The sequence below is a fragment of the Streptomyces sp. SCPE 10 genome, assembly GCF_051980735.1.
Lineage (GTDB): Bacteria > Actinomycetota > Actinomycetes > Streptomycetales > Streptomycetaceae > Streptomyces > Streptomyces misionensis.
This window is the reverse complement of record NZ_CP197069.1, coordinates 6,540,350-6,562,147: the sequence shown is the minus strand read 5'-3', so window position 1 is coordinate 6,562,147 and position 21,798 is coordinate 6,540,350. Positions and strand designations below refer to the sequence as shown.

21 protein-coding genes are annotated in these 21,798 nt (G+C 71.6%); 1 reads left to right on the top strand and 20 read right to left on the bottom strand.

What is annotated here, in order from left to right:
• Positions 1-9: 9 nt before the first annotated feature.
• The 20 genes from ACSP97_RS30125 to ACSP97_RS30030 all read right to left on the bottom strand — a co-directional run bounded on the left by ACSP97_RS30125 (position 10) and on the right by ACSP97_RS30030 (position 21,094).
• Positions 10-132 carry a DUF6126 family protein gene (locus tag ACSP97_RS30125; RefSeq protein WP_440555167.1) on the bottom strand — a complete coding sequence of 41 codons (123 nt, stop codon included), beginning with the start codon at positions 130-132 and terminating at the stop codon, positions 10-12.
• A complete protein-coding gene (locus ACSP97_RS30120) occupies positions 129-755 on the bottom strand; it encodes a helix-turn-helix domain-containing protein (protein WP_355151965.1) in 627 nt (208 codons plus the stop codon). The genes ACSP97_RS30125 and ACSP97_RS30120 overlap by 4 nt, the downstream gene beginning before the upstream one ends.
• 152 nt (positions 756-907) lie before the next feature.
• Positions 908-2,293 carry an aspartate aminotransferase family protein gene (locus tag ACSP97_RS30115; RefSeq protein WP_070029573.1) on the bottom strand — a complete coding sequence of 462 codons (1,386 nt, stop codon included), beginning with the start codon at positions 2,291-2,293 and terminating at the stop codon, positions 908-910.
• Positions 2,290-4,188 carry a 1-deoxy-D-xylulose-5-phosphate synthase gene (dxs, locus tag ACSP97_RS30110; RefSeq protein ID WP_382073443.1) on the bottom strand — a complete coding sequence of 633 codons (1,899 nt, stop codon included), beginning with the start codon at positions 4,186-4,188 and terminating at the stop codon, positions 2,290-2,292. The genes ACSP97_RS30115 and dxs overlap by 4 nt, the downstream gene beginning before the upstream one ends.
• Positions 4,189-4,226: 38 nt before the next feature.
• On the bottom strand, positions 4,227-5,342 hold the full coding sequence (gene ispG / locus ACSP97_RS30105) for a flavodoxin-dependent (E)-4-hydroxy-3-methylbut-2-enyl-diphosphate synthase (protein WP_355151967.1): 1,116 nt from the start codon (positions 5,340-5,342) through the stop codon (positions 4,227-4,229).
• 4 nt (positions 5,343-5,346) lie between these two features.
• On the bottom strand, positions 5,347-6,369 hold the full coding sequence (gene hpnH / locus ACSP97_RS30100; RefSeq protein WP_355151968.1) for an adenosyl-hopene transferase HpnH: 1,023 nt from the start codon (positions 6,367-6,369) through the stop codon (positions 5,347-5,349).
• Between the two features lie 5 nt (positions 6,370-6,374).
• The gene (locus ACSP97_RS30095) at positions 6,375-7,016 is read right to left on the bottom strand and encodes a phosphorylase family protein (protein ID WP_355151969.1); all 642 of its coding nucleotides are present in this window, start codon (positions 7,014-7,016) and stop codon (positions 6,375-6,377) included.
• A gap of 1 nt (position 7,017) precedes the next feature.
• The gene (gene shc, locus ACSP97_RS30090) at positions 7,018-9,090 is read right to left on the bottom strand and encodes a squalene--hopene cyclase (protein WP_355151970.1); all 2,073 of its coding nucleotides are present in this window, start codon (positions 9,088-9,090) and stop codon (positions 7,018-7,020) included.
• Between the two features lie 117 nt (positions 9,091-9,207).
• On the bottom strand, positions 9,208-10,338 hold the full coding sequence (locus ACSP97_RS30085; protein WP_440555163.1) for a polyprenyl synthetase family protein: 1,131 nt from the start codon (positions 10,336-10,338) through the stop codon (positions 9,208-9,210).
• A complete protein-coding gene (hpnE, locus tag ACSP97_RS30080) occupies positions 10,338-11,762 on the bottom strand; it encodes a hydroxysqualene dehydroxylase HpnE (protein ID WP_382013698.1) in 1,425 nt (474 codons plus the stop codon). Before hpnE ends, ACSP97_RS30085 begins: the two co-directional genes overlap by 1 nt.
• Positions 11,759-11,887: a DUF6380 family protein gene (locus tag ACSP97_RS30075; protein ID WP_355151973.1), complete on the bottom strand. Its 129-nt coding sequence runs from the start codon at positions 11,885-11,887 to the stop codon at positions 11,759-11,761. Before ACSP97_RS30075 ends, hpnE begins: the two co-directional genes overlap by 4 nt.
• On the bottom strand, positions 11,887-12,849 hold the full coding sequence (hpnD, locus tag ACSP97_RS30070; RefSeq protein ID WP_355151974.1) for a presqualene diphosphate synthase HpnD: 963 nt from the start codon (positions 12,847-12,849) through the stop codon (positions 11,887-11,889). The genes ACSP97_RS30075 and hpnD overlap by 1 nt, the downstream gene beginning before the upstream one ends.
• Positions 12,846-13,742, bottom strand: a complete 897-nt coding sequence (hpnC, locus tag ACSP97_RS30065; RefSeq protein ID WP_355151975.1) for a squalene synthase HpnC — start codon at positions 13,740-13,742, stop codon at positions 12,846-12,848. The genes hpnD and hpnC overlap by 4 nt, the downstream gene beginning before the upstream one ends.
• A 359-nt stretch (positions 13,743-14,101) precedes the next feature.
• Entirely contained in the window at positions 14,102-14,884 is a 783-nt protein-coding gene (locus tag ACSP97_RS30060; protein ID WP_070029563.1) for an ABC transporter ATP-binding protein, read from the bottom strand.
• Entirely contained in the window at positions 14,877-15,806 is a 930-nt protein-coding gene (locus ACSP97_RS30055) for an ABC transporter permease (protein ID WP_355322861.1), read from the bottom strand. Before ACSP97_RS30055 ends, ACSP97_RS30060 begins: the two co-directional genes overlap by 8 nt.
• 55 nt (positions 15,807-15,861) lie before the next feature.
• The gene (locus ACSP97_RS30050; protein WP_355529947.1) at positions 15,862-16,707 is read right to left on the bottom strand and encodes a glycosyltransferase family 2 protein; all 846 of its coding nucleotides are present in this window, start codon (positions 16,705-16,707) and stop codon (positions 15,862-15,864) included.
• Positions 16,708-16,739: 32 nt separating this feature from the next.
• The gene (locus ACSP97_RS30045) at positions 16,740-17,519 is read right to left on the bottom strand and encodes a CDP-alcohol phosphatidyltransferase family protein (RefSeq protein ID WP_355151977.1); all 780 of its coding nucleotides are present in this window, start codon (positions 17,517-17,519) and stop codon (positions 16,740-16,742) included.
• Positions 17,497-18,558: an iron-containing alcohol dehydrogenase family protein gene (locus tag ACSP97_RS30040; RefSeq protein ID WP_355151978.1), complete on the bottom strand. Its 1,062-nt coding sequence runs from the start codon at positions 18,556-18,558 to the stop codon at positions 17,497-17,499. The genes ACSP97_RS30045 and ACSP97_RS30040 overlap by 23 nt, the downstream gene beginning before the upstream one ends.
• A complete protein-coding gene (locus tag ACSP97_RS30035; RefSeq protein WP_070029559.1) occupies positions 18,546-19,298 on the bottom strand; it encodes a sugar phosphate nucleotidyltransferase in 753 nt (250 codons plus the stop codon). The genes ACSP97_RS30040 and ACSP97_RS30035 overlap by 13 nt, the downstream gene beginning before the upstream one ends.
• Positions 19,295-21,094 carry a DUF5941 domain-containing protein gene (locus ACSP97_RS30030; protein ID WP_358269634.1) on the bottom strand — a complete coding sequence of 600 codons (1,800 nt, stop codon included), beginning with the start codon at positions 21,092-21,094 and terminating at the stop codon, positions 19,295-19,297. Before ACSP97_RS30030 ends, ACSP97_RS30035 begins: the two co-directional genes overlap by 4 nt.
• Positions 21,095-21,509: 415 nt before the next feature.
• Between ACSP97_RS30030 and ACSP97_RS30025 the strand changes: the two genes are divergently transcribed.
• Complete coding sequence (locus ACSP97_RS30025; protein ID WP_440555157.1) at positions 21,510-21,686, top strand: hypothetical protein; 177 nt, start codon at positions 21,510-21,512, stop codon at positions 21,684-21,686.
• The last annotated feature ends 112 nt before the right edge of the window (positions 21,687-21,798 follow it).

Here is a 21,798-nt window from a genome sequence, read left to right as displayed (position 1 = left end):
CCGCCCCCGTCAGCCCTTGCCCCCGAACGCGAACAGCAGATAGAGGAACGCGGCCAGGACGTGTCCGAGGGCGATGTAGATGATCAGCCGGATCCACAGGGACCGGGGGAACTTGGTCTCGAGATCGCTCATGGCAGCTCTCCGTTCAAGTGCCCCAGGCACAACGCGGTCGTGGGGCTCTGCAGCAGGGTGTGGACGAACAGCAGCTCCACGCCGTCCGGGTCCTCGGCGGCGAGGCGGTGCGGGGTGAGCGAGTCGAAGTGGGCGCTGTCGCCGGGGGCGAGCAGGTGCGTGGCGTCGCCCAGGCGCAGCCGCAGCCGTCCCTTGAGGACGTAGAGCCATTCCTCGCCGGGGTGGACGCGCACGATGTCGCCCTGCGTGCCGTAGGGCGCGTGCACCCGCAGGGCCTGCATGCCTCGGCCGGGGGCTCCGGCCTGGAAATAGGTCCAGCCGGCGGCGCGTGTCGGGTCCATGTCGGCGGCCCGGACGATCGCGTTCTGGTCGGCCACCCGCTCGCCGAGGAGTTCGGAGACCGTCGTACCGTAGACACGGGCGAGCGCGAGCAGCATCGGCAGCGAGGGCTGCCGCTGTCCGGTCTCCAGCCGGGACAGATGCGCCGGCGAGAGTCCGGCGTCCCGGGCCGCGGCCTCCAGGGTGAGACCAGCCCGACGGCGCAGTGCGCGCAGTTGCGGTGCGACGGCGTGCAGATCGTCGCCCTGGCCCGCAGCTGGCGACGCGGCATCTGAGGCGTTCATGCCTCCATTCAGCCCGACTCTTGCCCCTGGGGCAAATTTTTTGCCTCGGAGGCAAAAAGGGCCTCGGGTGTGGCCGGCCGCCACCGGCACCGCTCTCGGCGCGGCCGGGTTCCGCTACCCCTTCCTCCTCCTCGCGGGTTTCGGCTCGGCGGTCACCGGTTGGCGACGGCCTGCTTGATCAGGGTCTTGCCGAAGTCCCACATCAGGCCGCCACCGCTGTGGGCGTCGTCCATGACGGCGGTGAAGGCGTCGACGAAGCGGTCCACGTCGGCCTCGTTCAGCACCAGCGGCGGGATCAGCTTGATCACTTCGAGGTGGTCACCGGAGACCTGGGTGAGGATCCGGTGCCGCTGGAGCAGCGGCACGACGACCATCTGCGCGAACAGGCCCTTGCGGGCGGCCTGGAGCATGGCCCAGCGGCTGCGCAGCTTCAGCGAGGACGGCTTGCCGAACTCGATGCCGATCATCAGGCCCCGGCCGCGGACGTCGGCGAGCAGCTCGTACTTGTCGATCAGCTCGGTGAGGCGGGACTTGAGCAGCTCGCCCGTGGTGCGCACGTTCGCGACGATCTGCTCCTGCTCCATCACCGACAGCACGGCGAGCCCGCACGCCATCGCCTGCGCGTTGGAGCCGAAGCTCGCCGAGTGCACCAGGACGCGGTCCATGGAGGAGTAGACCTTCTTGAAGACCCAGTCCTTGCCGAGGGTGGCGCCGACCGGAACGTAGCCGCCGGACAGCGCCTTGGCGACGCACACCAGGTCGGGCTCCACGCCGTCCTCGTGCTGGTAGGCGTAGAAGTCGCCGGTGCGGCCGAGACCGGTCTGCACCTCGTCGGCGATCAGCAGCGCCTTGTGCTTGTGCAGCAGCTCCTGGGCGGCGCGCAGATAACCGGGCGGGGCCTCGTGCACGCCCTTGCCCTGGATCGGCTCCACGATCAGCGCGGCCACGTCACCCTTCTTCAACTCCCGTGCCAGGGCGTCGAGATCGCCGAGGGGCACGGCGGTGTCGGGCAGCAGCGGGGCGAAGCCGTCGCGGAAGCCCGTCTCGCCGTTGACGGACAGCGAGCCGGTGGTCAGTCCGTGGAAGGCGTGGTCGCAGTACAGGACGCGCGGCCTGCCAGTGGCGTAGCGGGCGAACTTCAGGGCCGTCTCGACCGCCTCGGTGCCGCTGTTGCCGAAGAACACCCGGTCCAGGTGCGGGGTGTGGGCGAGCAGCCGCTCGGCGAGCAGCCCGGGCAGCGGCTGGCAGTCGAACCGGGTGAGGTCGGCGAGGTCCAGGTCGAGGACGTCGTGCAGGGCCTTGCGGACGACCGGGTGGTGCCGGCCGAGGCCCATCACCCCGAACCCGGCGAGCATGTCCAGGTAGTCGTTGCCCTCGGCGTCGAAGAAGTGGGCGCCCTCGGCGCGCTCGTAGACCTTGTCGAAGCCGATGGTGTGCAGCATGCGCGGCAGCTGCGGGTTGAGGTACCGGCTGTGCAGCTCGTACCGCTCGGCTCCGCGCTCGGCGAGCAGGGCGCCGAGGTCGAACTCCGTGGTCATTCACTCTCCTTGACGGTGCCGTCGATGTCCTTGACGGCCAGGCTCGCTGAAATGCGTCCGGCGATCTCCACCGGGGTGAGGCCGATGTCGGCCAGTACCTCGCTGCGCTTGGCGTGTGCCAGGAACTGGTCCGGGATGCCGAACTGCCGTACCGGCACGTCCACTCCGGCGTCCGCGAGGGCCTGTGCCACGGCCGAACCGACGCCGGAGGCGCGGCTGTTGTCCTCCACCACGGCCACCAGGCGGTGTTCGGCGGCGAGTCGGGGAAGTGCGGGGTCGACGGGTTTGACCCACCTCGGGTCCACCACCGTGCTCGATGTGCCGCCCGACGCGAGGAGTTCCGCGGCCCCGAGGCACACCTGCGCCATCACACCGACGGCGACCAGCAGCACCGTCGGCCGCTCGCCGCGGTGCAGCACGTCCATGTCGCCGACCCGGTCGACCGCGGGGACGTCCGGGCCGACGGACTCCTTGGGGAAGCGCAGCACGGTGGGCGCGTCGTCCACCGCGACCGCCTCGCGCAGCTGGGCGCGCAGCTGCGCGGCGTCGCGCGGGGCGGCGATCCGCAGACCGGGCACCACCTGGAGGATCGACATGTCCCACATGCCGTTGTGGGAGGCACCGTCGGGACCGGTGACGCCGGCCCTGTCGAGTACGAAGGTGACTCCGCAGCGGTGCAGGGCGACGTCCATCAGCAGTTGGTCGAAGGCGCGGTTGAGGAAGGTGGCGTAGAGGGCCACGACCGGGTGCAGCCCGGCGGTGGCAAGACCGGCGGCGGAGGCCACCGCGTGCTGTTCGGCGATGCCCACGTCCCACACCCGGTCCGGGAAGCGCTCGGCGAAGGCGCCGAGGCCGACCGGGTGCAGCATGGCGGCGGTGAGCGCGACGAGGTCCTCCCGCTCCTGTCCGAGCCGGACGATCTCCTCGCCGAACACCGAGGTCCAGGACGGCCCGGCGGAGGTGCCGAGCGGCTCGCAGGTCAGCGGGTCCATCACGCCGATGGCGTGGAAGCGGTCCAACTCGTCGGCGAGCGCGGGCTCGTAGCCGCGGCCCTTCTCGGTCAGGCAGTGCACCAGCACGGGACCGTGGAAGCGTTTGGCGCGGCGCAGTGCGGACTCGACGGCCCCGATGTCGTGCCCGTCGACCGGGCCGACGTACTTCAGGCCCAGGTCCTCGAAGAGCCCCTGCGGGGCGAAGGCGTCCTTGAAGCCCTTCTTCGCGCCGTGCAGTGACTCGTAGAGGGGACCGCCGACCACCGGGGTGCGCTGGAGCATCTCCTTGCCCCAGGCCAGCACCTTCTCGTAGCCGTCGGTGGTGCGCAGGGTGGCGAGGTGGTCGGCGAGCCCGCCGATGGTGGGCGCGTAGGAGCGCGCGTTGTCGTTGACGACGATGATCAGCGGGCGGTCCGGGGCGTCCGCGATGTTGTTCAGCGCCTCCCAGGCCATGCCTCCGGTCAGCGCGCCGTCCCCGACGACCGCGACCACATGGCCCCCCTCCCCCTTCACCTGGCGGGCCTTGGCGAGGCCGTCGGCCCAGCCGAGCGCGGCGGAGGCGTGGCTGCTCTCGATGACGTCGTGCTCGGACTCCTCGCGCGAGGGATAGCCCGACAGGCCGCCCTTGCCGCGCAGCTTGGAGAAGTCCTGACGCCCGGTCAGAAGTTTGTGGACATAGGTCTGGTGGCCGGTGTCCCACAGGATCCGGTCCACCGGCGACTCGAAGACCCGGTGCAGCGCGATGGTGAGTTCCACCACCCCCAGATTGGGCCCGAGATGACCGCCGGTCCGTGCCACCGCGTGCACCAGGAACTCGCGTATCTCCTCGGCCAGTACCCCGAGTTCCTCCCCGGACAGCGCCCTCAGGTCCCGCGGTTGCCGGATCGTCTCCAGAATCGTCACGTTCGTGGCCCCCTCTTGCTCCGTGCTTGTGCGTGGCCTCACTTCATCTGCTCGGCGAGCCGCTGTGCCTCCTCGATCAGGGTCTCGACGATCTTTGACTCGGGCACGGTCCTGACGACCTCGCCCTTGACGAAAATCTGCCCCTTTCCGTTGCCTGAGGCAACTCCCAGGTCTGCTTCACGGGCCTCGCCCGGACCGTTGACCACACAGCCCATCACCGCCACCCGCAGCGGCACTTCGAGGCCGTCCAGGCCGGCCGTGACCTCGTCGGCGAGCCGGTAGACGTCCACCTGGGCGCGGCCGCAGGACGGGCAGGAGACGATCTCCAGCCGTCGTTGCCGCAGGTTCAGGGACTCCAGGATCTGGATGCCGACCTTGACCTCCTCGGCCGGGGGCGCGGACAGCGACACGCGGATGGTGTCGCCGATGCCCTGGGAGAGCAACGCCCCGAACGCCACGGCCGACTTGATGGTGCCCTGGAAGGCGGGGCCGGCCTCGGTGACGCCCAGGTGCAGCGGATAGTCGCACTGCTCGGCGAGCTGCCGGTAGGCCTCGATCATGACGACCGGGTCGTTGTGCTTGACGGAGATCTTGATGTCGCGGAAGTCGTGCTCCTCGAAGAGGGACGCCTCCCACAGCGCCGACTCGACCAGCGCTTCCGGCGTGGCCCGTCCGTACTTCTGGAGCAACCGGCGGTCCAGCGAACCGGCGTTGACACCGATCCGGACCGGAGTGCCGTGGTCCTTCGCGGCGCGTGCGATCTGCCCGACCTGGTCGTCGAACTTCTTGATGTTGCCGGGGTTGACCCGGACCGCCGCGCAGCCCGCCTCGATGGCCGCGAAGACGTACTTCGGCTGGAAGTGGATGTCCGCGATCACCGGAATCTGCGACTTGCGCGCGATGACCGCCAGGGCGTCCGCGTCGTCCTGCGTGGGGCAGGCGACGCGGACGATCTGGCAGCCGGACGCGGTCAGTTCGGCGATCTGCTGGAGGGTGGCGCCGATGTCGGACGTACGGGTCGTCGTCATCGACTGCACCGACACCGGGGCTCCGCCCCCGACCGCCACCGGCCCGACCTGGATCCGCCGCGACTGCCGCCGCGGGGCCAGGGTCCGGGCCGGTACCTCGGGGACTCCCAAGGGAACGGCGGTCACCGGGTCACTCCCGGTTTCCGGAGACCGTCTCGCGCATGGCCCGCAGCGACTCGGTGAGGGAGCCCATGGTGGCGAGCACGGCCGTGGGCTCGTAGCCGCAGTGCGCCATGCAGTTGTCGCAGCGCGGGTCCTTGCCGCGGCCGTACTTGTCCCAGTCGGTGTCCTCCACCAGCTCCCGGTAGGTCGGCACGTACCCGTCGCTCATCAGGTAGCAGGGGCGCTGCCAGCCGAAGAGCGAGTAGTTCGGGATCGCCCACGCGGTGCACGGGAAGTCGACCTTGCCCTCCAGGAAGTCCAGGAAGAGCGGGGAGTGGTTGAGCCGCCACTTCCTGCGGTTGCCGCCCGAGAACGCCTTCCTGAACAGCTCGCGGGTCTGCTCGACGCCCAGGAAGTGCTCCTGGTCCGGGGCCTTCTCGTAGGCGTAGGCGGGCGAGATCATCATCTCGTCCACCTTCAGGTCGTCGTTGAGGTAGTCGAGCACCTCGACGATGGTCTGCGGGGTGTCGGTGTTGAAGAAGGTGGAGTTGGTGGTCACCCGGAAGCCGCGCCGCTTGGCCTCCTTGATGGCGGCGACCGCCTCGTCGAACACGCCCTCCTTCGCGACGGACTCGTCGTGCCGCTCGCGCAGCCCGTCGATGTGCACCGTGAAGGCGAAGTACGGCGAGGGCTTGAACTTGTCCATCTTCTTGCGCAGCAGCATCGCGTTGGTGCACAGGAAGACGTACTTCCTCCTGGCCACCAACTGCCGCACGATCTCGTCGATCTGAGGATGCATCAGGGGCTCGCCGCCCGCGATGGAGACCATCGGCGCACCCGATTCCAGCACCGCGCCCACCGCCTGGGCGACCGGCATGCGCTGCTTGAGCACACCGGCGGGGTGCTGGATCTTGCCGCAGCCCTCGCACTTCAGGTTGCAGGCGAAGAGCGGTTCCAGCTCGACAATGAGCGGAAACTTGTCCCGCTTGCGGAGCTTCTGTTCAGCCAGGTATGTAGCGACCTTGATGGACTGGCGCAACGGCATGGCCATCTGGCTCACCTCCGGGGGAGCAGCAAAGAACGGTGCCATTCGAAAAATGCGGGAAGTACGGAACGAAGAACGCGGAAGGCTGATATTCCACCGCGGACCGTGCCGATCCGGACGAGTTCGTGTTCGGGAGCGTCCACGACCACCCGGACCGCCGCGACCGGGCGCTCGCCCGCGCGCAGGGCGCTGAGCAGCGTGGCCGCGGATTCCATGTCGACCGCGATCGCGCCGGTCGCGCGCAGGGCGGACCGTTCGGGACCGCGGACGACATGGTCGGAGCCGGTGAGCGGGCCGGTGTGCACCGTGCGGCCGGGCAGCAGCCGCGCGAGCTCCTTGACCAGCAGTTCGGTGCCGGCGCACGGGACGGTCCCGTGCGGGTCCCGGGTCTCCTCGGCGACCACCAGGTCGCCGGGGTGCATGCCGGGGGCCAGCCCGGCGCAGAAACCGGTGGCCACCACGGCGGCCCCGGCGAGCGCGGGCTGGGACAGATGCCGGGTGAGGGACCGCTGAGCCGCCCGCGGTCCCATCCCCGTGCGCACGAACGTGACCGGCCCGCCGGCCCCGCTGCGATCGCCCGAGCGCAGGGCGAGGTGCTCGATGCCGAGCGCGCAGGCGATCAGCAGCGGAACCGGAGCGGGCTGGACGTTCACATCAGCTCCCCTTGGCCTCGGAGAGCGACGACCCGGCCGGTTCGGCCTGCTCGGGCCGCCCGGTCCCGGACCGGGTGGCCTTGGCGAGCAGCTGCCGCTCGAAGGGGTCGCCGTGCAGATACCGGCCGAGGGCGGTGAGCGGGAACACCTGGCGGTACAGGTGGTAGTTGATGGAGAAGTCCCAGGGGAAGCCGGTGCCGGTGAAGTACGGCTCGTCCCAGGTGCCGTCCTCGCGCTGGTTGTCCGCCAGCCACTTGACGCCCCGCTCCACGGCCTCGGAGCCCTTCTCCCCCGCCGCGAGCAGCGCCATCAGCGCCCACCCGGTCTGCGAGGGGGTGGAGGCGCCCCGGCCGCACCATTCCCGCACGTGCTTGTAGGAGCGCAGGTCCTCGCCCCAGCCGCCGTCGTCGTTCTGCACCGACTCCAGCCAGGCCACCGCCCGCCGGATCGCGGGGTGCGAGCCGGGCAGTCCGGCCGCGGTGAGCGCGGGGACCACCGAGCCGGTGCCGTAGATGTAGTTGACGCCCCAGCGGCCGAACCAGGCGCCGTTCTCCTCCTGTTCGGCGAGCAGCCAGGCGATGCCGCGCCGGGTGCGCGGGTCGTCGGCCAGGCCCTCGGCGGCCAGCATCTCCACCACGTGCGCGGTGACGTCCGCGGACGGCGGGTCGATGACCTCGCCGAAGTCGCAGAACGGCAGCCGGTTGGGGAACGGGCTGGTGTTGTCGACGTCGAAGGCGCCCCACGCGCCGTCGCGCGACTGCATGCCGAGGTTCCAGCGCACCGCGCGGCCGATGGACCGGTCCACCCGCTCGGGGTCGTGGTGGCGGACCCGGCGCAGCGCGAGGGAGACCTCGGCGGTGTCGTCGATGTCCGGGTAGTTGTCGTTGTGGAACTCGAACGCCCAGCCGCCCGGCGGCAGTTGGGGGCGGCGTACGGCCCAGTCTCCGGGCCGGACGATCTCCTCGCCGAGCAGCCAGTCGGCCGCCTTCACCAGTTGCGGGTGGTCGGCGGGCAGTCCGGCGTCGACCAGCGCGATGGTGGCGAGGCAGGTGTCCCACACCGGGGACTGGCACGCCTCGATCATCCGCGCGCCGTCCTCGCGCCACACGGCGAACCGGTCCAGCGAGGCGAGTCCCTCGCGCAGCACCGGGTGTTCGAGGTCGTAGCCGAGCAGGTGCAGGGCGATGATCGAGTACACGGCCGGGGGCTGGATGCCGCCCCAGCAGCCGTCGTTCTCCTGCCGCTCGATGATCCAGCGAGCGGCGGCGTTCATCGCGGCCTTGCGGACCCGGCGCGGGACCACCTTGCGCAGCTGCTGGAGCCCCTTGTCCAGGCGCTGGAAGGCGCCGTCCCAACTGACCAGCGGCGCGATGGGCTTGGCCGGGTTGGGGTCGGCCGGGTCGGTGTGCAGTTCGTCCAGGGCGAAGGGCGCCGGGCGCACCGGACGCTTGGCCGAGACGATGGTGAGCGGCACGATCGTCTGCCGGGCCCAGCAGCCGAAGTCGTAGATGTTCAGCGGCATCCACTTCGGGAACCAGATCAGCTCCGGCGGCATCTCCGGCAGGTCTTCCCACTTCCACCAGCCGAACAGGGCCAGCCAGGTCCGGGTGAAGACCCGGGAGGCGGCGATGCCGCCGCGCTCACGGATCCAGGCGGAGGCCTTGGCCATGTGCGGGGCCTCGGGCGTGTCGCCGGCCAGGCGCAGGGCGACGTACGCCTCGATCGTGGTGGACAGTTCGCCGGGGCCGCCGTAGAAGGTGGCCCAGGTGCCGTCCTCGCGCTGCTCGCCGCGGATGAACTTCGCGGCGGCCTGCGTGGTCTTCTCGTCCTGGATGCCCAGGAACTGGCGGAGCAGGAGGTCCTCGGCGTCCATGGTGACGTTGGTCTCCAGGTCGCCCTTCCACCAGCCTTCGGCGTCCTGCTTGGAGAGCAGGTGGTCGGTGGCGCGCCGGGCGGCGCGAGCGGCGGCTTCCGGTACCCCGGCCGCCTCGGGGGTCGTGAGGGTGGCGTGGCTGGCCGCGGCAGCGCGGGACGGCAAGGTGGCCCCGGTGCTTCCGTCGGTCGTCGCTGTCATGGCTTCCCCTTCGTGCAGTCGTGCGAGTCGTGCTGCTGTGGGTCCGCCGTCGGCCGGTGTGCGGGTGTTCCGCGACACCGGCCGGCGACTACGCGAGGCTTGTTCGGCCGATAGTGATCATCTCTTTCGTACGACGACGAAGTCGGCGAGGGCCGTGAAGGCGGCCCGTACCCGGTCCGGCATGCCGACCGCGTCGAGGGCGCTGATGGCGATGGTGTGCTGACGGCGCGCTTCCTCGGCCGTCCATTCGCGGCCGCCCGCCTCCTCGATGAGGGCGGCGCGGGCCGCGAACTCCTCCTCGGAGAAGTTCTCGAAATCGCTGCTCTTGGCGTCGGCGGCGAGGATCTCGCCGAGCCGCTCGGAGGCGGGGCCGCCGGCCGCGAGGGCGGCCACCACCGGCAGCGACTTCTTGCGCTGGCGCAGATCGCTCCAGGTCTGCTTGCCGGTGGCGTCCGGGTCGCCCCAGATGCCGAGCAGGTCGTCCACGGCCTGGAAGGCGAGGCCGAGGTGGTAGCCGTAGCGCTCCAGCGCGTCGGCGGTGGCGTCGTCGGCGCCGCCGAGCACGGCGCCGATGGAGGAGGCGCAGGCGAGCAGCGCGCCGGTCTTGTTGCCCTCCATCTCCAGGCACTCCTCGACGCTGACGCGGTCGCGGTGCTCGTAGGAGATGTCCTGCGCCTGTCCGTCGATCAGGGCGCGGGTGGCGGCGGTGAGCCGGCGGGTGGCGCGGCCGGCCTCGACCGTGCCGAGCTCCAGCAGGACCTCGTTGGCCAGGGCGAACAGGGCATCGCCGACCAGGATGGCCTGGGCGGGGCCGTGCACCTTCCAGACGGTGTCGCGGTGCCGGCGCTGCTCGTCGCCGTCCATCAGGTCGTCGTGCAGCAGCGAGAAGTTGTGGACGAGTTCGACGGCCACGGCGCCGGGCACGCCGGTCTCGGGCGCGGCGCCGGTGACCTCGGCGGAGAGCACGGCGAGCGCGGGGCGCACGGCCTTGCCGCCGTCCCCGGCGGCCGGGTTGCCGGCGGCGTCGATCCAGCCGAAGTGGTAGGCGGCGACGGTGTCCATGGGAGGAGCCAGGCGGTCGACGGCCGCACGCAGGACCGGGGTGGCCAGGGTCCGGCCGCGCTCCAGCAGCGCGGTGACGTCCACCGCGGTCTCCGTCGAGGCCGGGGGCACAGTGGGCACAGTCTCTCCTCTTGTTGCGGTACCGAAGGTGCGGGGGCGGCCTGCCGCCGGCAGGTGATGGGCCATCAGGCCGCCTCCTCGAAGGCGAACAGGCGGCTCGGGCGGGGCCGGCCCAGGGCGCTCAGCGCGGCGTCGGCCGCGCTCACTCCGCTGCGGACCGCACTCTCCATGGTCGCGGGCCACCCGGTGGCGGTCCACGCTCCGGCCAGGTACAGGCCGGGGGCCTTGGTGCGGGCGCCGGGCCGCAGCCGGCCGACGCCGGGGGTGGGCGCGAACGTGGCCGTGCGCTCCCGGGTCACGAAGAAGTCCTCCAGCACGGCGCCGCGCGTACCCGGAATGAGCTTTTCCAGCTCCGGGAGGTAGCGCCGGCGCAGCTCGGCGACCGGGAGGTCGATGTCGTCCTGCGCGGCCGACTGGGACAGCGCGAGGTACTGGCCCGAGCGCAGCCCGGAGGCGTGGGTGCGGTCGAAGACCCACTGCACACGGGTGCCGAGGGCGGCGAAGAAGGGCCGCGCGAGCACCTTGCGGTCGTAGACGACATGCACGTTGAGGATCGGCGCGGTGCCGATGCCGAGCAGTCGCTCGGGGGCGTCGAGGGCGCCGGGCGGCAGCAGCGCGTGCGCCTCGCGCTGGGGTACGGCGAGGACGACCGCGTCGGTTTCCAGGCGCTCGCCGGGAACCTCCACGCGCCAACCACCGTTCTCCATGGCAGAGACGGAGGTGACGCGTGAACGGACCTCGGTACGTACGCCCGCGGAGTCGAGCGCCTTGCGGGCCAGCCGGTCGTGCAGTTCGCCCAGCGGCACATGGGCCCAGCCGATGTCGGCCGCGCCCGGGTCGGACAGCAGACCGGTCTTGAACACCATCGCGGCGAGCCCCAGTGAGGCGTCGCCCGCGACCGCGTTGAGGGTGGCGACCCCGACCAGGTCCCACAGGGCCTCGATGGCACGCGCCGACTGGCCGTGGGCGGCCAGCCAGCTGCCGAAGTCCTGGGAGTCCAGGTCCGGATCGGCCGGGTCGAGTCCCTTCAGCGCGAGCGCGGCCCGCCCGACCGCGGCGCGCTCGGCGAGCGAGAGGTGCGGATAGGCGGCCAGGCTGCGCCCCAGGTGGAGGGGGACGGGCAGCGGGTCGCGCCGCAGCCGGCCGAGCCGTCTGCCCTCGGGCTTGGCGAGGTCCACGACGGGCACGTCCAGGCGGTCCTGCAGCGGTGCCAGCTCCGCTCCCCCGATCCGGTCGAGGAACCAGCGGTAGGCGGTGCAGCAGCGCAGGTACACGTGCTGGCCGTTGTCGACGGTCAGTTCGCCGCGCTGGAAGGAGAAGGCGAGGCCGCCCAGCCTGGGCCTGCCTTCGAGCAGGGTGACGCGGACGCCCGCGTCGGCCAGGGCGAGCGCCGCGGTGACACCGGCGAGGCCGCCGCCGACCACGACGGCGCTGCGGGCTGCCCGCCCGCCGGCGTCCGGGGTGGGCGCGGTGCGTGCGCCGTCGTTCATGGTGCGTCCTTCCGTGCGTGCCGAACGTGCTGGTTGAACGGTGCACGTGCGGTCGTCGCAGTCAGTGACGCCACGCCGTGGCGCGGGGTTGCCCGCGGGAAGTCCCCTGGTTCGGTGAGGTCCATCAGGCGCGCCTCCTGACGGACCGGCCGGAGCCATGGCGGGTGACATGCCGGGTGTCGAGGCCGGACAGACCGCGCACGGCGACGTAGGCCTTCTCGTGCCCGGGCAGCGAGACCCGGCCGCGCAGCACGGCCTCCGGGTCGCGCGCGATGCGGTCCAGCAGCCGGCGGTAGATGCCGGCCATGGCGGCCACGCAGGCGCCGCTGCGCCGGTCGAGCATGGGCAGCAGCTGGTAGCCCTCGGCGAACAGGGCGCGGGCCCGCCGCACCTCGAAGTGGACGAGGCCGGCGAAGTCGGAGCCCTCCGGGGGCGTCGGCCGGTCGAACCCGGCGGAGCAGCCGAACTTGGCCAGGTCGTCGGCGGGCAGATAGGTGCGGCCGCCCTGGGCGTCCTCGCGCACGTCGCGGAGGATGTTGGTGAGCTGGAGCGCGAGACCGAGCGTGTCGGCGTACTCGGCGGCGCGCTCGGCGCCGCGGGCACCCGGTTCGGTGCCGAACACGCCGAGCGAGAGGCGTCCGATGGCACCGGCGACACAGCGGCAGTAGACCTTCAGGTCGTCCCAGGTCTCGTAGGTCTCCCCGCGCACGTCCATCTGGACGCCGTCGATCAGCTCGTCCAGGCCGCCGAGCGGGATCGGGAAGGCGCTCGCGGCGTGGGCGAGGGCGACGGCCACCGGGTCGGTGTCGTCCTCCGCGACGTCGCCCTCGCGGACCCGGGCGAGCAGGGCGCGGGTCTCGGTGAGCCGCGCCAGCTTCACCTCGTCGGCCAGGTCGCCGTCGCCGATGTCGTCCACCCGCCGGGACAGCGCGTACAGCGCCGACATGGCGCGCCGCTTCGGTGTGGGCAGCAGCCGGATGCCGTACGCGAAGTTACGGGCCTGCTGTCCGGTCACCGTCTCGCAGTAGCGGTAGGCGGCGAGTACTGGTGCGGACACGTGCGACGGAGACTCCACGGTCCGGATCACCCCTCTCCTCGCAGAATCACGCCCGCCTCACGCAGCAACTGGACCTTGCCTGGCTTGGGCGGGCCGGGAAGTACGTCGTATTCGGCGGCGGTGATCGCGTGGATCGCCGCCTTTCCCCCCGCTACGAACCCTGCGAGCAGCAGCTTCAATCTGCCGTGGACGCTACCCACCAGGGGGGCGCCTTCATTCAGCAGTTCGCGGGCGCGTTGCGCTTCGTATGCAACCAGGGCGCGCACCGATGCGCCCGCGGTTTTCGCGGACAGGTCCGTTTCGCTGACGTGGAAGCGCCTCATGTCCTCGGCCGGAAGGTAGATCCGGTCGCGGGCGAGATCCTCGGCCACGTCCTGGAGGTGCTCCACGATCTGCAACGCGGTGCAGATCGCGTCGGACAGACGGATCCGCTCGGGGGTCGAGGTGCCGGTGACGGCGAGGACGAGGCGGCCGACGGGGTTGGCGGAGAGTTCGCAGTAGGCGAGGAGGTCGTCGTAGGTCTCGTACCGGGTGACGAGCTGGTCCTGGCGGTTGGCGGCGATCAGTCCGAGGAACGGCTCGGGGGTGAGCGCGCGCCGGCGTACGACGGGCTGGAGCCGGCGCAGCAGGGGGTGGCGCGGGGTGGCGTCGAAGACCCGGCGCAGATCGGCCTCGAAGGCGTCGAGCAGCACCAGGCGGTCCTCGGCCTCCGTGGCCGACACGCCGAGCAGCCGGGCGTCGGCGCCGCCGGGGGCGAGGTCGCCGTCGCCGATGTCGTCCACCAGACGGGCGAAGCCGTAGACCGCCATGAGGTCGTCGCGCCAGTCGCGGGGGAGGAAGAAGGGGGCCACGGGGAAGTTCTCGCTCGCGGCCTTGTCGAGGGTGGCGCGCTCCAGGTCCGGCGCCGTCGTGGTGGCCGTCATCGGGCGCTGCCCGCGGCGGGGACGGCACATGCTGCGTTGAGCTGGGGAGTTTCCGTAGCCATTGCCGTCACATCTCCCGTTCTACACTGCCGACCCAATACACACTATTTCGGACACGCCGCCCGGCAATTCGCAGGGTTCACCGGCGCGAGGTGTCGCGCGTTATCCCCCCACTTGCCGCTTTCCGACGCCGGTACAGCTTACGTTGTACAACGCATCGAGCTTCGAGGGGGTGTCCCGCAGATCACAACAACACACCGATTGGCTTCAAGATTCCTGACGGGGGCCGGAGTTGACACTTCCTTTGCAGACGCGGGGCCCCGCCGCGGGGTTGCCGACGGGGCCTTGGCCGAAACGGGTCACTTGCCGGTGAACTTCTCGTACTCCTTGAGAACCTCTTCGGTCGGCCCGTCCATGCGCAGCTCACCGCGTTCCAGCCACAGGACGCGATTGCAGGTGTCACGGATGGACTTGTTGTTGTGGCTGACCAGAAACACCGTGCCGGCCTCCTTGCGCAGTTCCCGGATGCGTTCTTCGGAACGCTTCTGGAACTTGCGGTCACCGGTGGCCAGCGCCTCGTCGATCATGAGGACGTCGTGGTCCTTGGCGGCGGCGATGGAAAAACGCAGCCGGGCGGCCATTCCGGAGGAGTAGGTGCGCATCGGCAGGGTGATGAAGTCGCCCTTCTCGTTGATGCCCGAGAAGTCCACGATCTCCTGATAGCGCTCCTTGATCTGCTCCCGCGACATGCCCATGGCGAGGCCGCCCAGGATCACATTGCGCTCACCGGTCAGATCGTTCATCAGGGCCGCGTTCACGCCCAGCAGGGAGGGCTGGCCGTCGGTGTAGACCTTGCCCTTCTCGGCGGGCAGCAGGCCCGCGATGGCGCGCAGCAGGGTGGACTTGCCGGAGCCGTTGGAGCCGATCAGGCCGATGGCCTCGCCGCGGTAGGCGACGAAGGAGACCCCGCGTACGGCGTGCACCTTGCGCACGCCCCGCTCCTCGCCCCGCTTGAGGATACGGCTCAGGGCCGCCGTCGCGCTGCCCTTGCCGGTCTTGGCGCCGTTGACCCGGTAGACGATGTGCAGGTCGTCGGCGATGACCGTCGGGCGCCGGTCGTCTGCGGTGTTCTGCTCAGCCACGGCCGTACCGCTCCTCCGCCTTCCAGAAGTACACGAAACCGCCCGCGAAGATCACCACGGCCCAGAACCCGGCGATGGCCCACACGTGCGGCGGCAGGTTCGAGGCGTCGTAGCCGTCGATCAGCGCGAAGCGCATCAGGTCCATGTAGATCGCGGCCGGGTTGACCTGGAGCAACCGGACCGCCAGCTCCGAGCGGCCCTCCATCATCTTGCTGATGGAGAACATCACGCCCGAGGCGTACATCCAGGTGCGCAGCACGAACGGCATCAGCTGGGCCATGTCCGGCGTCTTGGCGCCCAGCCGGGCCACGATCAGCGCGAGCCCGCTGTTGAACAGGAACTGCAGCAGCAGCACCGGCACGATCAGCAGCCAGGACGGGCCGGGGTAGCTGCCGAAGCCGATCGCCACGATGAACAGCACGATCATCGAGAACAGCAGCTGCTGGAGCTGCTGGAGCGAGAAGGAGATCGGCAGCGAGGCGCGCGGGAAGTGCAGGGCGCGCACGAGCCCGAGGTTCCCGGAGATGGCCCGCACGCCCGACATCACCGAGCTCTGCGTGAAGGTGAACACGAAGACGCCGGTGACCAGGAACGGGATGTACACGTCGGAGGACATGCCCCGGCTGGCGTGCAGGATGACGCCGAAGATGAAGTAGTACACGGCCGCGTTCAGCAGCGGGGTGGCGACCTGCCACAGCTGGCCGAGCTTGGCCTGGCTGTACTGCGCCGTCAGCTTCGCCTGGGAGAAGGCGAGGATGAAGTGGCGCCGGCTCCACAGCCGGCGGACGTACTCCGCCAGCGAGGGACGGGCGCCGCTGACGGCGAGACCGTACTTGGCGGCCAGCTCGGCCGGTGTCAGCCCCGCGTCGGGCGACGGTATCGCGCTCACCGCGACACCGCCGTCATGCGTAGTGTGACTCACGAGTAAGAACCCGGACTCTCTCGGTAAGAAGCTTGCTGTTCAGGTAAGAAGCTTCTCAGATGACCGGGGGCCGGCCCAGCCGGGTGAGCCGCCAGACCGTGCGCCAGCGCATCGGGCGACGCGGACCGCAGGATGCGGTCCAGCCCTCCTTGAAGCCGCCGAACCAGGCCCGCAGGGCCTCCCGGGAGGGACGGCGGGCCAGGGTGAGCAGCAGCCAGACGCCGAGGTAGACGGGGACGAGCAGGGCCGGGAGGTTGCGCCGGGCGAGCCAGACGCGGTTGCGGGCCACCATGCGGTGGTAGACGGCGTGCCGCGAGGGCGCGGTCGTCGGGTGGTACAGCACCATGTCGGAGCGGTAGTCGATCAGCCAGCCGGCGTCCAGCGCCCGCCAGGCGAGATCGGTCTCCTCGTGGGCGTAGAAGAACTCGGCGGGCAGCCCGCCGACCTCCTCGAACACCTTGGTGCGCACCGCGTTGGCGCCGCCCAGGAAGGTGGTGACGCGGGAGGAGCGCATCGGATCGGAGGCGCGCAGCCGCGGCACATGGCGGCGCTGCGTCAGCCCGGTCTCCGGGTCGGCGATGCGGAAGCTGATGATGCCCAGTTCGGGGTCGGCGGCGAAGGCCTCGCGGCACAGCTCGGCGGTGTCCTGCCGGGCGAGCAGTCCGTCGTCGTCCAGGAAGAGCAGGATGTCGACGTCGCGGCCGCCGGGCCCGAAGGCCTCTATGCCGACATTGCGGCCGCCCGGGATGCCCAGGTTCTCCGGCAGCTCGACGGTGCGGACGCCCTCGGGGACGTCGGGCACCGGCGAGCCGTTGCCGACGACGACCACCTCGACCGGGTCGCCGTGCTGCCCCGCGACCGAGTCGAGCAGGGCGCGCAGCTCCGCGGGCCGGTTGCCCATGGTGATGATGACGGCGCCGACCTTCACGGCGCTCACTTCAGCCTGCTGGAGGCAAGGATGGACACCAGGTGCAGCAGGGTCTGGAGCATCGCGATGCCCGCGAGGACCGCGGTGCCGAGCCGGGTGAAGAACAGGTCGCCGTGGATCTGGTCGGCGATGGCGAGGACCACGATCAGCAGCGAGGCCTCGATGCCGAGGATCAGCCGGTGGAACTTCAGCGCGGAGGCGGCGCGGCGGGCCAGCGCCATCCCGGAGGAGCGCGGCTCGGCCGCGGACTCCTGCACCGGCGGCCTGCCGGTCTGGTGCCGGGCGACGCCGACCAGGTCGGTCTCCGCCTTGATCAGGATCGCGCCGAGCGCGGCCAGGGTGCCGAGGAAGGCCCACAGCCAGTCGATGCGGCCGGTGCCGAACAGGTCGGCGGCCCGCAGCCCGAGGCCGACCAGCACGGCCGCGTCGGTCAGGTAGGCGCCGACGCGGTCCAGGTAGACCCCGCCGAGCGAGTACTGCTTCTTCCAGCGGGCGATCTCGCCGTCGACGCAGTCGAGCAGCAGGTACAGCTGGGTGGCGACCACGCCGAGCACGGCGCCCCAGATCCCCGGCACCAGCAGGGCCGGGGCCGCGAGCACACCGCAGACGGTCATCAGATACGTGAGCTGGTTGGGCGTGACCTTGGTGTTCACCAGGTGGCGGTCGATGCGCAGGGACACCTCGCGCATGTAGAGGCGTCCCGCCCAATGCTCACCGCTGCGCCGGTCCTTCACCCCGGCGGGGTGGACGACCGGACGGAGTTCAGCTACCGATGGCCTTGACATAGTCGGCGTAGATGTCCTTGATCTGGTTCGGCTTGAGGTCGAGGTGTTCGAGGATGGTGTAGCGGCCCGGCCGGGTCTCGGGGGCGAACTCCACGGCGCGGACGAACTCGTCCACCGTGAAGCCGATCTCCTGCGGCAGTACCGGGAGCCCGTGCCGGCGCAGCACCCCGGCCGTGTGCGCGGCCTCCTCGTGGGCCCCGCGCAGATACATGGCGAAGGCCGCGCCGAGCCCGCACTGCTCGCCGTGGGCGGCGGCCCGCTTGGGGAACAGCAGGTCGAAGGCGTGGTTGATCTCGTGGCAGGAGCCGGAGGACGGGCGGGAGTCGCCGGAGATCGACATCGAGATGCCGCTGAGGACGAGCGCCTCGGCGAGCACCTGGAGGAAATCGTTGTCCCCGATGCCGCCGGGGTGGCGCAGCACCGCCTCGCCGGCCTGGCGGGCCATGGCCGCCGCGAGACCGTCGATCTTCTCGCCGTTGACGCGGTGGGACAGTTCCCAGTCCGCGATCGCGTTGACGTTGGAGATGGCGTCGCCGATGCCGGCCCGGACGAAGCGGGCCGGGGCCTCGCGGATCACGTCCAGGTCGATGACGACCGCGATCGGGTTCGGCACACCGTAGGAGCCGCGCCCCGCGTCGTTGTCGAGGGTGGCGACCGGCGAGCACAGGCCGTCGTGGGCGAGGTTGGTCGGGACGGCGACCAGCGGCAGGCCGATGCGGGCCGCGGCGAACTTGGCGCAGTCGATGATCTTGCCGCCGCCGAGCCCGACCACCGCGTCGTAGTGGCCGGACTTCATCTCGCCGGCCAGGCGCACGGCGTCGTCGAGGGTGCCGCCGCCGACCTCGTACCAGGTGGCGCCCGGCAGCGAGGGGGCGATGCGCTCACGCAGCCGGGCGCCGGAGCCGCCGCTGACGGCGACGGCGAGCCGGCCCGACTGGGAGATGCGCTCGTCCGCGAGGACACCGCCCAGGTCGTCCAGGGCGCCCGGGCGGATGTCGACGACGACCGGGGACGGAATCAGCCGGGTCAGTAGCGGCACGCGATCTCCCGTCCCCTGGCCAGGTCGTCGTGGTTGTCGATCTCGACCCAGTCGACCTCGCCGATCGGCGCGACGTCGATCCGGAAGCCGCGGTCGACCAGTTCCTGGTAGCCGTGCTCGTAGAACTGCTGCGGGTCGGTCTCCCAGACCGTCTTCAGCGCGTCGGCCAGTTCGGCGGCGGCGTCGCCCTCGATGAGGGTGACGCCGATGTACTCGCCGGTCGCCTCGGCCGGGTCCATCAGCTTGGTGATCTTCGTCATGCCCTTCGCGGGGTCGACGACGACCTTCATCTCCTCGTCCGCCAGGGACTTCACGGTGTCCAGCGCGAGGATGATCCGCTTGCCGTCGCCGCGCGCGGCGAGCAGGGTCTTCTCGACGGAGACCGGGTGCACGGTGTCGCCGTTGGCGAGGATCACGCCGTCCTTGAGGGCGTCACGGCCGCACCACAGGGAGTAGGCGTTGTTCCACTCCTCGGCCTTGTCGTTGTCGATCAGGGTGAGCTTGAGGCCGTACTTGGCCTCCAGGGCGGCCTTGCGCTCGTAGACGGCCTCCTTGCGGTAGCCGACGATGACCGCGACCTCGGTCAGGCCGATCTCGGCGAAGTTGCCGAGGGTGAGGTCGAGAACCGTGGGTTCGCCCTCTATGCCCGCGGGCCCCACCGGCACCAGCGCCTTGGGCAGGGTGTCCGTGTAGGGGCGCAGGCGCCGTCCGGCGCCTGCCGCCAGCACGAGGCCGATCATGCGGGTTCTCCTTCGTCGTGTACGGCGGGCGCCCCTGCGGACACCCAGAAGCGGATGCTCTCCAGGAGCACCACCAGGGCGACGACCACGGCGAGGACCGTGAGCGCGACCTTGAACTGCGCGCCGGTGAGCACCGCGGCCAGGATGGCGACGAGCAGGGTCCGCCCGTCGTGCCCCCCTATGGAGCGCACCAGCCAGGCCGGGGGCGCTCCCGCGTTGCCACGGATCCGGTACACCGTGTCGTAGTGATGGTAGGCGACCGCCGCCACCAGCCCGAAAGCCGCGGGAAGAGCCCCGCTCACCCCCGCTTTGCCCGCGAGGGCGAGGACGGTGCCGTACTCGGCGGCGCGGAAGAACGGGGGGACCAGCCAGTCGAGGGCGCCCTTGAGCGGGCGGGCCACGGCGAGGGCCGAGGTGAGGACGTAGACCAGGGCGCCGATCACCGGCAGCGCCGAGCCGAAGTCCGAGAAGGCGGCGCAGGCGACGACCGCGGCGCCGCCGAGGAGGGCGACGGCGGGTACGGCGAGGCCGGGCAGGCCCCGGCGGGCCACGCGCCTGACGGCCTCGGCGAGCGGGCCGGAGTCGGCCAGGTCCGCCAGCGCCTGGGCGGCGCGGTCGGTGCGGCGCGCCTTGCGGGTCAGGGAGCGCAGCACACGGCCGGCGGTGGTGTACGCGGCGGCGAAGGCGCAGCCGACGAGCAGCACGTAGAAGGTGATCCGGGGCGTGGTGGCCGCCGTCAGCACCGCTATCATCGCCCACCGCTCGCCGATCGGGAGCACGATCATCCGGCGCACCCAGACCGTCCAGCCGACGCTGTCCAGCTTGTCGGAGAGGGCGGCGGTGGGGCTGGTGTTGGCGGTGGCGTCGTGGTTGGCCTCGTTGAACGAGAAGTCGACCACGTGCCGGCAGGTCTGCAGGACCATCGCGCCGAGGGCGAGGGCCCACACGTCGTCGCCGCCGCGGGCGGCGCCGAGCGCGAGGCCGGCGTAGTAGGCGTACTCCTTGGCCCGGTCGAAGGTGGCGTCGAGCCAGGCACCGAGGGTGGAGTACTTCAGGGCGTAGCGGGCGAGCTGGCCGTCGGTGCAGTCCAGCACGAAGGAGGCGATCAGCAGCACGCCGGCGGCTATGAATCCGCCGCGGGTGCCGGTGGCCGCGCAGCCGGCCGCGATCAGCGCGGTGAGCAGCGAGGCGGTGGTGACCTGGTTCGGGGTCAGCCCGCGGCGGGCACACCAGCGGGCGATGTAGCGCGAGTACGGGCTGATGAAGTGCGTGGTGAAGAAGCCGTCGCGGGACTTCACGGCCGACTTCAGGCGTACGGCCTCGTCGTCCACGGCGGCGACCGACTGCCGGGCCTCGTTGCGGGCCTGCGGGTCGGTGGGTACGACGGCGACGAGGCTGCCCAGCTCGGGGCGGTGGACCTCGCTGCCGTCGGCGTCCAGTTCGGCGACGACGCGGTCGGCGATGCTGTCGACGGCGACCGCGGTGCCGCCGCCGGAGGAGGTGTCGCGGGCCACGGCCCGGGTCAGCGCCTGGCGCGCGGCCGGCTGCGCGGTGACGGCGCCGGGGACGGCGGCGAGCGGGAAGCGGGGGTCGGTGAGGCCGAGGCGCAGCGCGTGCAGATGGCCGACGAAGCGGGCGTCGACCAGGGCCACGCGGTCGCCCGCGGGTGCGGCGGCGAGGAGGGCCTCCGCCTCGGCGGTGCTCGCTGCCATCCGGACCTCGAAGCCGAGGGACCGCAGATCGCTCTCCAGCGGCGATCCGGGAACCGGCTGACCGGTGACGATGGCGGTCGGCAACCGAACTCACTCCCTGGGTGCCGGCGCGTCGGCGCCGGTCGTGTGCGTGGCGGGCCGCCCCCTGCCTGCGGCACCCGGGCGGCATGTCGGCAGAGGGTATCGGATGGTCCCGGGCCCGTGTTCACCGGCCGTTCACGACCCGTCCCGCGCCCGCTGCCCCGCCCTTTGCCGCGATCATCATGGGCGATCCGCCCCCCGCCCCACAAACCGCCGACGCAGACCCGGGCATCCGGGACAGCGACGGCGACGACCGGTGCCCTCCCGGTCGCCGACCGCGACGACCGCCGCGGGCGCCGCCGGGGCGGGTGGCGGTCCGGGGGCCCGGTGGGCGGGGCGACGGCGAGGGCTCGGCGCGGGTGTCCCGGCGGGCGGGGGCGCGTCGGGGCGGGGCGGGGCGAAGGATGCGGGGTCCGTCGTGGCGGTGCCGGAGGACGAACCGACCGTGCCCTGCGCCCCGGGGCTGATCGCACCGCTCGGCGCCCCCTCACCGCGCCACCCGCCGCACCCCGGCGCCGAGGGCCGACCGCATGCCGCACCCGGCCGGGCGCTGGGCGCACGCCTCCTCGACGGCCGGCCACCGCACTCCGTCTGATCGCCCCCGGCCCCGGCGCGCGCGCCGCGCACCGTCATCCCGGCGGGCGCCGCGACCGACCCCGGGGACGAAAGGGGGGCCGCACCCCGGCCCCGGAACCCGCCCGGCGGCC